The organism is Bradyrhizobium sp. CCBAU 45389 (assembly GCF_028128625.1).
GTDB classification, from domain to species: Bacteria; Pseudomonadota; Alphaproteobacteria; order Rhizobiales; family Xanthobacteraceae; genus Bradyrhizobium; species Bradyrhizobium liaoningense_B.
On record NZ_LBIY01000089.1, the window covers coordinates 119993 to 134297 of the forward strand.

A 14305-nucleotide genomic window follows, 5' to 3' on the forward strand; every position below is an offset into this window, starting at 1 on the left:
TTTTAATCACCATGCCGAAGCCCACATTGCCATTCCTGCATCGCCATCGTACCCGGCACGGCAAGTTGGCATTTTACGTTAAGCTGTCATCGCGTCAGCGCGGCCGAGGTATCCGTATCAAGGGTCTATACCGGAGCGAAGAATTCATGGCCGCATACCACGCTGCGGTGCGCGGCACGGTCGCGCCCGCACCGCTGATCGGTAAAGATGGCAAGGGCTCGGTAGGCTGGTTGATCAACTTGTACCGCCATTCGCGCGATTGGGGCGAGCTTCTGAGCGCGGGGACACGGAAACAACGTGGTCCGATCCTGAAGCAGGTAGAGGTCGCGGCGGGCGATCTGCCGATAAGCGCTATTACTCGGGCCAAAATAGAACAAGGCATTTCGAACCGCTCATCCAATCAAGGCCGCCATTTCAAGAACACCATGGCTGCTCTGTTCAAGTGGGCGGTTGAGCATGAGCTGTACGACAAGAATCCGACCAACGGCATCAAGGTCAATCGCGGCGATGGCGAAGGGCACCTCGCATGGCCGATTGAACTGATCGAGCAGTTCGAACAGCATTGGCCACTTGGCAGCAAAGAAAGGTTGATGTTCGACGTATTCCTGTACATCGGTCTGCGCCGTGGCGATGCAGCGCGGCTTGGTAAGCAGCACATCCGGAACGGCATCGTCCATCTGATGACTGAAAAGAGCGGCGGCACCATGCCGATCTATGTCCCGGTGCATCCCGCCTTGGCGGCGTCGATCAACGCATGCCCATCGTCCGGTCTCGCCGTCATCGCGAAAGACGACGGCACGCACTACACCAAGGAAGGGCTCGGCAATGCCTTCCGCGAGGCGGTCACGGCCGCCGGGATTCCGGTGTCGAAGAAAGGTTCAGACGAGAAGGGCTATTCTGCGCACGGCCTGCGCAAGGCGAGCGCGACCATCGCCGCCGAGTCCGGCGCAACGGAGTCCGAACTTAACGCGACGTTCGGATGGAGCGGCTATCAGATGGCGCAGCTCTACACCAAGAAGGCCGACCGCAAGAAGCTAGCGGCGCGTGCGATGGCGAAGTGGACGCGGCCCTCATCCGACGAAGTGGTGGGGCAAAGCGAACTCGTGCATTTGCACCTCGAAAAGGAACGGGCCTAGAACAACCGTCGTTACCACCTGTGGCGCGGTGGTAATTAGAGGCTTAAAAAATCAACGATATCAATCCGGGCACGGCATTGTGGTGGGCCCGGCAGGACTCGAACCTGCAACCAGACCGTTATGAGCGGGAGAATATTGGTCAGCTTCGTTGATCTTTCTGCGGTCTTGCTCGATCCCAGTTGCCTTCGTTCCGTTTCTTCACGCCGTTTCTGGTGCGAAACTGGTGCGGTGCTCTGGAATTGGCCTGAGGGCCATAAGCCGGTGATCGGCAGCTTTTGGTGGTGCAAAGCGGACCTTCGAACACGCAAGTTGCAGAGGGGGCCAAGAGCCGACCAAATCGGGCCATGCTTGCTTTTCTGATCCGCCGATCCAGGCATGGGCCAGACGACTGCGCGCTTAATGGGCGTTTAACGCTTTTGCGCAACAGATGGATCACCAGCGCGGAATTAGTCCTACTTGCAAGTGCGAGCCGAGCTCCCGGGGAGGGAATCGCATGGGACTGCTTTTTGTTGGAGTGCTGGCAGGAGTCCTGATCGGCTTTGGCTGGTTCGCGCCTTCCCGAGGGTATTTCCTTGGATGTGCGTCACGACCCTGTTTCGACCGGGTTGCGGTCGCCCGACCCGCGCAGCCAACGCCGACGGCATTGGCGCCGGATCCCGTGATCGTCAAATCGAATTCTGCAACTCCGGAAAGGTCCGGCAAGAAATCATCTCCAAAGAAGAGCGGATCGGTCGACCTCGCCAAAGCGGCGTCACCGCGGACGGCCATCAGCGTCCCGGCATCCGAACGGCCCGCGGAAGTATCAGATCCTGTCCTGGAAAAGGCGAAGGTCACCGTCGCGGCGAAGATGGAGGATCCAGGATCGACCGAATTTACCGAAATGAAGCGCACGATGCGAAAGAACACGCTTGGACGCCCCGTGGATACGATTTGCGGGCGTGTGAAAGGAAGAAGCGCATCAGGCGGCGAGACAGCAGAGAGACCGTTTCTTTATCTCGTGAAGGAGGATGAAGCATATGTCGTCGACGGCAAGTCGGGGTCGGCGGCGTCAACGGCGTATCGAAATATCTGCAATTAGGGAATGCGTCGACTGCGTCAGCGCGCGGTACGCGCCGAAATGAATTTGAGCGGAAAGAATTTCCACCCAGGCGCCAGGCAAAGCCGCAGTGCATAAGGCACTGGCGGCGGTACAGCGCCACTCTCGTGATGATCATTCAGGATGAATGCAGCAGCAGGGGAGACGCAATACGGAATGGGAATTTCGCGGAAGCTCTTTTCATCTCGAGGAAATCATGGACGACATAACAAACGCCTCAAAGCGGCTCGATGGATCGCTTCACTTTCCGGTTCTGGTGATCGTCGAACCGCTCCTGTTGCCTCGCACATGTATTCTGAACGTCCTCAGGCGGGAATTGGCGGAATTCGAGATCCTCGACATGGCAACGGTCGAAAGCCTGGACTGCACGTCAACCCGCGATGTTCGTCTGGTGGTGCTGAGTATCGCAGACAAGCCCATCGACGATCCCTCGGTTGAGGGCAGTCTCGCCTTCGTCGCGGAGTGTTGTCCCAACGCCGCCGTTGCAATCCTGTCAAACCATGACGACGAGCCGACCGTGCAGGCCGCGATGCAGCGGGGCGTACGCGGCTTTCTTTCTACCTCGCTGCCGATCGAGATCGCCATAGCTGGCCTGCGCCTTGTCCTCGTCGGCGGCGTCTACAGGCCGTTGCCTGTCGCCGGGATGAACAGGATACCGGATTTCGAGGCGCCGGATGCACGCAGGCTTGCGCGCGCATATCTTGTGAACGAGGGAGCCGGAGTGACTATCGAAAGGAGCGTGACGGATCTCACGCCTCGTGAGCAACAGGTTCTGGCGGAATTGGAGCTCGGCCTGCCCAACAAGCTGATCGCCGCCAAATTGAACCTCTCGGAAAGCACAGTCAAAATGCACATCCAGCATATCATGCGGAAATGTGCTGCGCACAATCGGACGGAAGCCGTGCTCCGCTGGCGCGGCCGGTTGCCGGCGCAGGGTCGCGATCACGAACCCGGCGCAGGTCCGATGCAGGAGACCTAGTCCTCTCTAAATGCACCACGGAAGCTGTCGAGCAGGGGCCTGAGCGCGTAGAGAGCCACGGTACCGCGCCCTGTCGTGATGAACACTTGAACCGGCATGCCGGGGACGATCTGGATGTCGTTTGCGACGATCTGCGCGTCGTCGATCCGGATTTTGGTCGCGTAGTATGGCTGGTCGGTACGCTTGTCGAGGAGCCGGTCTGCGGACACGTGCACGACAGTTCCCTTCAGGCGAGGTACGCGACGCTGATTGTACGGTAGGAGGTGAACCTCGGCATTGAGGCCGGGATGAACCACATCGATATCCTCGGGCCTCAGGCGCGCGGTCACGATGAGACGGTCTTGCCGGGGCACCAGGTCCATGAGCGGAGCGCCCGCTCCGATGACGCCGCCGGCTGTATGAATCCGCAAATCGGTTATCACGCCGTCCTCTGGCGCCTTGACCTCTGTTCGCGATAGCTGGTCCCTGGCCGCAAACAACCGCTCGCGGAGCTGGAATATCTGGTTCTGTGCTTCACGAAGCGACTGTGCGATCTCGTTCTGCCTCTCGCTCTCGAGCTTGAACAATGTGGCCTGCTGTTCGCTGATGACTTGCGCGGCGCGGGAAATCTGCGCGGCGATCTCGCCGCGGCGGCCCTCAACGTCGGCCAGCTCCCGCTGCAGGTTCAGAAGCCGCGGCCGCCGCTCGAGCCCCTTGTTGACGAGGGTCGTGACCATATCTAGTTCCTCCCGGACGATGCCGATCCGCTGCCCGGTGGCGCTCTCCTGCGCCGTGAGACCTTCGATCTCCTTCTCGACTTGACGCCTTCGTTCGCGAATGACCGCAAGCTGCGACTCGTGAACCTGCAGGCGCGCCTGGAAAATGAATTGCTGCGCCGACACCGCGGCGGCGGCCACTCCGCTCTGCCTGCTGTCCTGTTCCAGCGCGTCCGGAATTGCGATCCTCTCGAATCTCTGCTGCTCGGCTTGAAGCCGAGCGGCACGAGCAGCTGCATCCCAAAATTGGCCTTGAAGGCTCTGCACCTCCGAGCTCGCCCGGGTGTCCTCCAGCGCGATCAGCGTTTGGCCGCTGCGCACGATATCGCCATCCGAAACCAGGATCTTGCTGACGATGCCGCCTTCCAGATGCTGGATCGTCTTGCGACTCGATTCCGATTCCACGACGCCGGACGCGATCGCGGCGCTCTCGAGCGGCGCGAGGCTCGCCCATGTACCAAGCCCCAGCATGAAGCAGAGCACCAGCAGATTGCCCGCGACGGTGATAGCGCGAAGCCTTCCGCGTGGCGAGGTCGGCGTAGGCGTCGAGCACCACGGAAATTCCAGAGGCTCGAAATCGTCGATTGCGGTTACCAGGACGCCAGATCGTCGGGCGGGCGGGGGGCGCGCCGGCGCTCGCATGAGCCGGTCCCAGATCATGGGAAGTCTCGAGACGGCAGGATGCTTCCAGATGGTGAGAGAATTCCAGCTCATGGCGCAACCTGCGAAGTAACCTGGGGTCGGCTCAGGTGCCGTTCAAAGATGTCCTCGCTGTCGCCGAACGCGGCGACCGCACCGTCTTCCATGATGGCAATCTTGTCCGTGGCGGCGAGGAGACCCATCCTGTGAGTGACGACGACAAGGATGACGCCTGCGAGCTTCATGCGCTCGATGGCATCCAGGAGCATTCGCTCGCCCCCGTAGTCGAGGCTGGCGTTGGGTTCGTCGAGAACGATGAGGCGTGGGCTGCCGAAAAAGGCGCGGGCAAGACCGAGGCGCTGCCGATACCCGCGTGAGAAGATTGTTTCACTGTGAACCACCGTGTCGTAACCCTGCGGCAGGCGCATGATCGCCCCATGGATTCCGGCGAGCTTGGCCGCTTCGACGACCTTCCGCCGGTCCGCATCTTCAAGGCGTGCGATGATGTCGTTGATGGTGTCGCCGATCAGATTGATGTCCTGGGGGAGATATCCGAGGCCGTCGCCGTTTCGGCCCTCGCGAAGCAGCGAGACGTCGGTATTGTCGAGGAGGACACGGCCATGCGTCGGCATCGACAGCCCGGCGATCACCTGGCCGAGCAAGGACTTGCCTGACCCGGACGGACCGATGATGCCAAGGCATTCTCCGGGCATGAGGCTGAAGGAGACGCCGTTCAGCAGAAGATGGTCGGTCCCCGCAAGCCATACGCCCACATTGTCGACGACGAGGCCGCTTCGCGCCTGCGGCGGGAAAACCCCCGCGCTCTCCTGCCGGGCGACGGGGAATGCGGCGAGAAGTGCGCCGAGCCGCTGACAGGCGTTCACGGCCGTCACGAGTGATTTCCAGCCTGCGACCGCACTTTCGACCGGCGCGAGCGCCCGGCTGAACATCAGCGTCGAAGCAAAGATGATTGCCGGACTTTTCCCGTGATCGAGGACGAGCCACGCGGCAGCCCCCATGATCAAGACCTGCGACAGCGCGCGAACCGGCTTGGTGGCCAGTGAGACGATCTCGCCTCGCCGGAGCGCCACATCGTGCTCTCTGCGCGCGTGCTGCGCGTCACGGTGGATCATGCGCGCAGCGCTATCGAACATTCCCATGGCGCGGATCATGTGGATGTTGCCCGCGGCAGTCTGAAGGCGACCGTAGCTTCTGGAGAGCGCGGCGCTGGACCTGAGCAAAGCGTCTTCCGTGACCAGCTCTCCGGCGACCGTGAGTGCGAACAGGAAGGCGACGCAGCAGGCGCCCACCACGCCAAGCAGGGGATGGATCAGAACGAGGACAAGGAGGAACAAGGGCGCCCAGAGCGCGTCGAACAGCATCGTACATGAACCGGACTCGACGAACTGGCGCAGCACGGTGAGGTCCCGATATGCGCCCGACGCTTGCGTCCAATCGCTGCGAAACGCCGATTCGAGGCCGGCCGAAAGCACGCATGGACGAAGGCGATCGTCGAGCCAGGCGCCGAGGCGTCCAAGGACGGCGCGCCGCAATGCATCGAACACGCCGCCGACGACCACTGTGATCGCGACTATGAGCGTGAGCAGGAGCAACGTGTCGCCGCTCCGGCTCGACAACACCCGGTCGTAGATCTGAAGAAGATAGATGGAGGGCGCAAACAGTAGCAGATTGTAACTGCAGCTATATGCGAATACGAGACCCAGCGGTCCCACGCAGGACCGGAGGGCTGTGTGCAGTGGCGTCCGGATCTGCGGCAGGATGGGCAACCGAATGGGCGGCATCAACATGATCGTCACCGCCTGAAATCGAGGTCCGGCGCACTTGACTGCTGGTCAACGCAATCCGGCAACCGCATCGGTAGATCTTTGGCGCGAAATCCGGGACCGGCGGCCGCGGCAGCCGGTCCCGCCAGTCGGACGAGCGGCTCGTCAGAGCGTGTCGAGATGGAAGGTCACTCCGCCACCCCATGCGAAGTTGCCGTCTCCGCCATCGCCGCCGATGCCGGCGACAACTTCCTGGTGCTGGTCCACCGCGAGCTTGTTGATCTGGGTGGCATCCGTATTGGCGTAGACCTTGGAGGTATCGTAGCCGCTGTAGGACTTCTGGCTGCCGTTCGACTCGGCGTCTCCGCCATGAGCCTTGGAGAACACCGAGGCCTTGGCGTTGGCGCCGCCGGCATCCCAATCCGCCGTCTGTTTGACGTGATCGCCGGTGCTCACGTGCACGTCGGCGCCTTCCGCCTTGTTGGTCGGATCGTAGTTGACAGTCGGCTTGCTGATGATGGCTCCCTTGAAGGTACCGTCGCCGCCATTTCCGGCACTTTGACCACCGGTGTCGATCGATTTGAATTTGATCGTATCCGAGATGTTGATTGCCTTTGGCATCATTTGAGGCCTCCGTCGTTTTGTTGGCTGTCGTGCAACATCCATCCCGATCAGGCGGACGCGCACGGCAAGTCTGATCCGCCCGTGCGCGAGAGCGATAGATGTCAAATCGAACACCATCCGGTTTGGTGGGCCTACGTACGAAAGTACGACATTTCCGTCAGGGGAGGGCGCCTCTGCGCGGGCTTTGCATGCGGAGAGCGGCGACGGCGCGTGCCGCGATGCGATCGGCAATGCGAGCGATGCGGCGTTTCGCTATGCCACCAGGTGAAGATCCGACAGGAGATGCGCGGCATCGCCACCTAGCGCGAGGTTGCCGTAACCGCCGTCCCCGCCAACGCCGGCGATCTGGGTCGCACTCTGGTCGATGTGCACGTTGTTGACCTGATCGGCCACGGCCGTCGAATGTGGACCTGCGATTGCTATGTTGATGGGTGCATAGATCGCGACGCTGACGTCGACCAGACTGCCCGCAAAATAGCCGTTGCCGCCATTGCCTGCGCTGTTCGAACCGGTCGCGATCGTATCGGACCCGCCCCACAGATGATGGGAGAGAAGGTTTGCATGGCCGCCCGCTGCGGCGTTGTCGTTGCCGCCGTGCCCGCCAATGCCAGCGATCTGAACCGCGGATTGATCCACGGAGACATCATTTATCTGGACCGCGTAAGCGCTGGAGCCATAGCCCGCGATGGCGATGTTGATCGGGTTGTACACGACAAACGAGGTATGGACGAGTTCCCCGTAGAACATGCCGTCACCGCCATTGCCGGCCTGGCTTCCGCCCGTTTGAACGTCAGAGATGCTCGATCCCCAACTGGGGTCGAGCGTGATGACGCTGCCGCCGGCGGCCACATTGCCATGTCCGCCACTTCCGCCGACGCCCGCGATCTGCGTAGCCGATTGGTCGATGTCGACCGTGTTCGACTGACTTGCATGTGCAGTGCCGCCCGAGCTCGCCAAGGCAATATTGATCGGATGATAGATCACCACGGGAGCGTCCACGATCGCACCCGAGAAATAGCCGCTGCCGCCGTTTCCGGCGCTGTTGTCGCCGCTCGCGATCACGCCGGAGCCTGAAAACGTACTGATGCTCCCACCCGCTGCAATGTTGTCATTGCCGCCATGGCCGCCGACGCCGGCCATTTGAAAAGCGGATTGATCGACATTCAAATTGTTGGACTGGTTGGCCAGGGCGACCGAGCCGTATTCCATGCTGATCGAAATGTTGATCGGTTCGTAGATCAACAGGGACGCGTGAATGATACCTCCGTAGAAATGGCCATCCCCGCCGTTCCCTGCCGTATTCGCCCCACTCTCGACCGAAGCAATGCCCTTCTCGGGAAGGGATGCGCCGGCAGGAGGCTTCGTGGACGAAACATCCGGGCCCGCTGCAGCGTGGTTGCCGGCGTGGCCGCCCATCTCGCCCCCCGATGGGGGATGTTTGGATTGAACCGGGTCGGAGTCTTTATGCTGGCTGTTCGCGCTCGCGGCATATGCTCCAGGACCAGCAAACGGGCCGGGACGATGGAACAGGGCGCCACCGCCGACCGGGTCAGCCACGAACGGAGCTCTCGATGCAGGGCCCAAATCGTCCGCGCCATCGTACCCATCGTGGTGACGAGAGGCGTGATGCAGCCGGATTGCATCCGACATCCGCGTAAAATCCATCGTAGCCTCCCTCATCGCAATCGCTCCGCGCGATCGGACGGGTTCTGCACTCCGGAGAGAATGTCGTCCCGGGAAGGTCGAATGCCCAGCCGTCAGTTCGGATATAGCGCTCGTCTGGCATCCGTAACATCGGCTACATCCGTTCGGATGCGGCTACAGCCTTTGCATCAATTCCCCCGGTCCGCGCACTCATCTCGCCTGCGGCCAGAATGAATCCGCCGCATTGCCGGATTCGCATTTCGCCGCGCGCGGATACGCAAAAAGTCCTGTTCAATTTCAACGACTCCCAAGCGCTGTCAGCGGCTCCACGCAGCACGAAGGTAGAGCGATCGGGTGCCTTTGGCGAAGAGTCCAGAGCAGAGGTTCTCGTTAACCGGTCGGGATTTTTCTCTGAATCTTGAATTCGGCAACCACGCCGCGAGTGTCCTCAAACCACGCATCGACTGCCACGAACAGGTCCCGTTGCATGACACGCGACCATTCCTGAACCGTCGCGTCCAACGCCTGACCATTTGCACGTACAAACTCGGGTCGATCGAGCCACTCCTGCCCCTTACTCACCAGATAGTCTATGGCAACGCCGCCCGCCGCCCCCAGAGCCCAGCCCGCGGCCGTACCGAGACCTGGTTCAACCATCGTCCCTGCGGCGGCCCCAATGATCTGCGGCCGCATCGCCGTAACAGCTTTGGTCGCGGCCTTGGCGAAGATGGTAGAGACGGCCCGTTCAACAGCCGGCACGGTGCTCCGGGCGACAAGGGCCGAGACGGAAGCGGCCCCTGCTCCCCTAAGAGCCGTCCAGAATGGTTCGTCATCCACCGCGGCGCGCGGTGCTTTCCATTTTTGCTGGTCCCATGCCAGCGAAACGTCCAACTTGGCCAGCGGACCGAGACGTTCAAGGTGCTGGGTTTCGCGATTCAGATAATCCTGAACGCGGTCATCAAGCGTCGTGATGACGGTGAGATACTCTTCGTGTGCCCCGGCCAGAAAGCGGGCGAGACCGGCTTCGAGGACGGGATTTCGGAACTCAGGCCTAAGCACGAACCGCTGATAATTCCGGATCAGATAAGCCTCGACCGCGTTACGACTTCCCTCAAGGATCCCTTGCACGTTACTGGGTAGAGCGCCCGACAAGCCGCCTACGGACGCTTCCTTGAGGAGAGCCCAGGATCGGCTCCACGCGAAGTACCAATCCGCATAGGCCGCAATGCAAGCATCGCGATCCACGAAGGCCTCAGCAAGAAGCGCATTAATCCGAACCGCCGTCTTCGCCCTTATTCGCTGACTCTCCGTATCGAGGTAGATCAGCGTGTCGTTGACGAACTTGCTGACGCGGTCCTCGTCAGCCAAGAGTAGGTGCAACGTACCGTGCACGTCACGATAGTGGAGAAGGATAGAGCGCTTAAACTGTGTGGTCACACCAGTGCGGATGACGCTGTCGTCGCGGTGCACGGCAGCTCGGTGCAGCGCGCGTTGCTGGGTCGAGTCAAATATCCCCGGCACGACCTCAAGAACCGCGTACCCGACAAGCACAAATGCGGCTGCCCTGGACAATCGCGCCAAAACGGATGCTTGCCTCTGAGAACGAACGGGCTTGGATCTGAGCCGCAACAGCACGCGAGATAAGCGTGGCAATGACTGTTCGCTCACCGCGGTGACTTCGCTGAGGTCATCGCGCATCTCAACAAGGCTTGAATTTGGATGCTTTGTCGTCATATTTTTCTCCATCGCGGTAAGCCGTACGATCGAGATAGGCTCTGCAGCGTAAGCGATTCCGTCCCTGCCGGCAATGAAGCGCAGCCGGCCATCCCACGATCCGACACGCAAGGGTTAGACCGTCTTTACCCATCTGCCTCGATCCAATCGCGCGAGAGGCCCAAGTCGAGAGGATACCGCGCAGCAGGCTTCCGCTCGGTGACGGTAAATACGGTGACAGTGCTGGATTGCACCGTCACCGTAATCAATGTCACCGCAATTACCGTGTCTCACTTAAAGGGGGCAGTCCAGTGTACCTAATGCATTGCGCTGAATCATGAGCATTTGAACGTGCAAAAAGGGGCTGAGTGAGTGCACTATCACCGCAATCCCGTACAGCGCCAAATCAAGCAGCCGTTCGATCAGGTTCATTCGCTTGTGTCATTCAGCTCGAAGGGTTCTCTCTATCCACCGGTCAAGATCGGTCCGGTCAACTTTCCCGAGTTGATACTGATCGCGCTCAACGCGCTCAAGAGCGCCACTGGTCAGAAACGATGTGGTTACGATGATACCCTTGCTCGCTCCATGTTCCTGCCGCGTGTCGGCCAACTCGCGCACGAGCGAGAGCCCAACTTTCCGGTCAAGACGATGCTTCTTCGCCTGCCAAACGGACTTGAATAGTCCAGTGTCGCCTAGGTCTTTAATTGCAACGACGTCAACGCCGCCATCCTTTGACCCCTTCATTAGTTCAACACAATAGCCCTCGGCCTCGAGCATATTGGCTATCAGTTGCTCGAACTCTCGCCAGGAAAGATCATCTAGGTGGATTAGCTTCTGCTGAACCCTCTGCAATAACCCGACGCTAGGAGCAGACTGCTCCAGCCTCGATTGCGTGTTTGGTTCAGAGAGTGCGTCGCGCCCAAAGAACTGGAATGTGAATTGGGTGTCCACCGCAATCGGCGGTGCCTCGTTCGTGACAAAAAGCGCCCGTGAACCGGGGAAGCGGTTAAGTGCGTCAGCCGCGATGGCTTCGACGTCAGGACCGGCTAGATTTACTTCTTCAAAGAGAAACAGCCATCGGGTTCTTGGTGCGACATCCGTCCAAATCCTATCTGGGTCTCTATTCAAAGCAGCGTACGTTGTGGTTACGAATGCGGATCCCGGGGCAGTCTCGTGCCCTAAAGCACCGCTCTGGAGGAGGCTCTGCCAGTGGTCTATCAGGGCACGGTGGCCAGCAACGAGCAACACACGGTCTACTAATCCTCGTGCCAACATCCGGCCGGCAGCCATAATGGATGTTACCGTTTTACCCATGCCGGGCGCTGCCACGAGCAGAGTTCGTGCATCATTTCGCTCAAGAAAGCTGTTCAGGAACCCTTCCTGCTGGGGAGCAAGCTGAAATGAGGGTATGATCATATGATCCGTCTCAACGGCCCAATATGAAGGGGCGCGATCCTTCTGGCTCGCCATTGAGCACGGGAAGTCCAATGGTGGCAACCTTGTCCCGCAAAAGGTGCGCCGCGCGCTGTTTGCGGACCGGCGGCTTCCAGGTTTGTGAATCCGGGGAGGTGTGCTCGTCGTCGATCTGCCGGCGAATGATTTCGGGTAGCCCTGCACTGCGACTAAAACTTGTGGAGCGCAGTTTTCTAGGGCTCCGCTTTGCAGGGGTGCAGCGACCAGCTAGGGCCTACGACGATAGTCTTTTATTCCAGCAAGAAGCCGCGGTGATCTTGCTGCTCGCGCACGCAAAACGCGAATCCGGATTGCGGTGAGAGTGCGCTTTCATCCCAATTCCAATCACATTGCCTGATGTTAGACAACTGGTCTCGCAGTCTCTTCTGTGGTTTCTCGTTCGATAAGAGTCTGCCTCAATCGGAGTCTGCCTCGGCGCCAAGCAGCAGCCCAACGCGTCTGTCGGTTTGATGACACGCTCGTCGGCTGCGCGGCTCGGGTCACGGTCGGGTCACGGAAATCGGTGAAATGCCGAAAACCTGCTCCCGGATTAGCAATCCGGAACTAAGGATTAGATGCGCGAGGCCTAGCGGTGCTGTTCACGTCCCACACAACGAGTGCGAATTCTTCACTCGTCGCCGCTGCCGATTCGCTAGGTCTGGCCGCTCAGGAGGCCCAACGCTTCTCGCTGAGCGTGTCTTTAAGCTCTTGGACACGTTCCGCCTCCCACTTTTGATAGTCGGCAGGGGACTTCCAGAATGTGGTCCATGCACTATTGAGCAGCCCAACAATCGGCGCTTTGGGATTGTCGGAGGCCGGGGTCACGCCGATAGCTCGAATGCCTTGGTAGGCCGCATCGACGATTTGTGCGAGTAAGCCGTCCGCGTAGCATTGGCGGTATTCCGCGAAAGCGCGGTAATTCATCACGTTGCAAAACTCTCGCCAGGCTCGGTCGATCATGGCGGCATCCACCCTATAGGCTTCGGTTCTACGGAGCATCATTATGAGAGCTCGCATCCGAGCATCGTCCGCCGGATGCGTAGTCCCAATGGTGAGCGGAGTTTGGAACGGGTCAATGCCTCGCTTTACGCAAAGATGATAGTGGGACCAAGCATAGGCCGGACCCGCTGCAGTTACGCCAAAAAGGTCGCAAAACATCTCTTCTAGCCAGCTCTTGGTCCAACAGGTTCGCCAGAGCTGGATTTGAAAAAGTCGTCCATGCTGATTGCCGATGGAAACCAGTCTGTATCGGCGAGAGCGCTCCAAGCAAAGGCCGACGCACTTGACGACTATCTAAAGGTCGGAAAGCAAGTGATCGAAGACAGCTTGTGTAATTGGCAGAAAAGTCCCGGCACGTACGAGTACTTTCGGGGCTAACCGCGGACTATTGGTATGTACGGGTCCGACTCCCAGTGATATCGCCGTTTCAGGAACGACATCTTGCCGTGGCGTAGAACTCCAGCGTTCTCTAACTGTCCAACGACGATGCCCGGCGTCACTTGGGATTCCTTCGCTGCAGCAAGTATGGCCGAACGAGAAGGCCGGTCGGCTATCAAGCGCTCGCGAACCTCGCGCGGTAACAATATATCTTGGGCAAAAGCGTTTGCCTCGGCCTCTTGGTCCGCTTGATCGGCAGCTATGATGCTAGCGCCTTCACCATCGATGTGGCTCTGTCCGTGTAACACAACGTGCCCGGCTTCGTGGAAGAACGTGAACCAAGCGTGATCTTCTGACAGGTGACGAAAGCTAAGATGGATAACTGGGTTCCCGTTTCGGTTAAACCAAGACGCGCCGCTGGCGCGGCATCCATCGGGTGAGCGTGAACTGGTGACCGCTACGCCAACCTCGCTACAGGCCGACTGGAGACGGGCGAGGTAGCTCTTCGGATGCTTGAATACGGAGAGCCTTCGCAGTGCGGGCAGGAGTTTCTTGAAGCCCTGCGCGTTGTATTTACGAAGGCCCAGCAACTCGGCCTGTTTTTCGCCAGCGCGCAACCAAACCAAGGTTGCCATACCGTCAGCCGGGAAAGCCAATGACGTTCTGAAGGCGACCTCGCCAACGCCGCTCGAATATCTAACGCCCCATTCTTGAATGCTTGCGCAGTCAAAGAACGCCAGCAAGTGTGAGCGCAGCGTTTGTCCGCGAGCTGTTTGCGGCAACCAGCCGTATCGTTTCATACTCTTGGTCGGCATGGTCGCTGCCCAAGACTCTTCATCGGCGGGCTTAGTAGCGCCCAACCGTGCAAGTTCTCGGACATAGCTCTTATCACGCGCAAGCCAAAAGCGGGGAGAGGAGCCCAGGGTTTCCGCCAGCGCTTCAGCGATTGCTAACGTGATCCTCGATTGTCCCGAGATCAAAGTTTCAAACTGCTCACTCCGGAGGCCTATTCGATCAGCCAACTCCTCGGAGGAGACCTCACGGGCCGCAAGCAATCTTCGGATCGTTTCGCCTGGTGGTGAGGCCCAGTTGGGATCTGTCTTCAT

At 59.8% G+C, this 14305-nt stretch carries 12 protein-coding genes; 4 read left to right on the plus strand and 8 right to left on the minus strand.

Annotation, left to right across the window (positions count from 1 at the left end; translation table 11 throughout):
• The first annotated feature begins 11 nt into the window (after positions 1–11).
• From XH79_RS19510 to XH79_RS19520, 3 genes are all read left to right on the plus strand, one after another.
• Positions 12–1136 (plus strand): tyrosine-type recombinase/integrase, encoded by a 1125-nt coding sequence (locus tag XH79_RS19510; RefSeq protein WP_271582675.1) that lies wholly within the window; start codon positions 12–14, stop codon positions 1134–1136.
• Between the two features lie 493 nt (positions 1137–1629).
• Entirely contained in the window at positions 1630–2214 is a 585-nt protein-coding gene (locus XH79_RS19515; protein WP_271582676.1) for a hypothetical protein, read from the plus strand.
• A gap of 214 nt (positions 2215–2428) precedes the next feature.
• Positions 2429–3211, plus strand: coding sequence for a response regulator transcription factor (locus XH79_RS19520; protein WP_212346867.1), 783 nt, complete (start codon positions 2429–2431; stop codon positions 3209–3211).
• Here the strand turns inward: XH79_RS19520 and XH79_RS19525 are convergent.
• The 7 genes from XH79_RS19525 to XH79_RS19555 form a co-directional block, all read right to left on the minus strand.
• Complete coding sequence (locus XH79_RS19525; RefSeq protein WP_271582677.1) at positions 3208–4626, minus strand: HlyD family type I secretion periplasmic adaptor subunit; 1419 nt, start codon at positions 4624–4626, stop codon at positions 3208–3210. The genes XH79_RS19520 and XH79_RS19525 overlap by 4 nt on opposite strands.
• Before the next feature lie 50 nt (positions 4627–4676).
• Complete coding sequence (locus XH79_RS19530; RefSeq protein WP_271582678.1) at positions 4677–6413, minus strand: type I secretion system permease/ATPase; 1737 nt, start codon at positions 6411–6413, stop codon at positions 4677–4679.
• A gap of 141 nt (positions 6414–6554) precedes the next feature.
• Positions 6555–7013, minus strand: a complete 459-nt coding sequence (locus XH79_RS19535) for a hypothetical protein (RefSeq protein ID WP_018643963.1) — start codon at positions 7011–7013, stop codon at positions 6555–6557.
• Between the two features lie 252 nt (positions 7014–7265).
• Positions 7266–8570 (minus strand): hypothetical protein, encoded by a 1305-nt coding sequence (locus XH79_RS19540; protein ID WP_271582679.1) that lies wholly within the window; start codon positions 8568–8570, stop codon positions 7266–7268.
• 477 nt (positions 8571–9047) lie between these two features.
• Positions 9048–10502 carry a hypothetical protein gene (locus tag XH79_RS19545; protein ID WP_271582680.1) on the minus strand — a complete coding sequence of 485 codons (1455 nt, stop codon included), beginning with the start codon at positions 10500–10502 and terminating at the stop codon, positions 9048–9050.
• A gap of 309 nt (positions 10503–10811) precedes the next feature.
• Positions 10812–11840 carry a restriction endonuclease gene (locus XH79_RS19550; protein WP_271582681.1) on the minus strand — a complete coding sequence of 343 codons (1029 nt, stop codon included), beginning with the start codon at positions 11838–11840 and terminating at the stop codon, positions 10812–10814.
• 648 nt (positions 11841–12488) lie between these two features.
• Positions 12489–12782 carry a hypothetical protein gene (locus XH79_RS19555; RefSeq protein ID WP_271582682.1) on the minus strand — a complete coding sequence of 98 codons (294 nt, stop codon included), beginning with the start codon at positions 12780–12782 and terminating at the stop codon, positions 12489–12491.
• A gap of 258 nt (positions 12783–13040) precedes the next feature.
• On the opposite strand from XH79_RS19555, the gene XH79_RS43295 reads away from it, so the two are divergent.
• Entirely contained in the window at positions 13041–13199 is a 159-nt protein-coding gene (locus XH79_RS43295) for a hypothetical protein (RefSeq protein WP_442869960.1), read from the plus strand.
• Here XH79_RS43295 and XH79_RS19560 read toward each other — a convergent pair.
• Complete coding sequence (locus XH79_RS19560; RefSeq protein ID WP_271582683.1) at positions 13196–14305, minus strand: ImmA/IrrE family metallo-endopeptidase; 1110 nt, start codon at positions 14303–14305, stop codon at positions 13196–13198. The two genes, XH79_RS43295 and XH79_RS19560, sit on opposite strands and share 4 nt — an antisense overlap.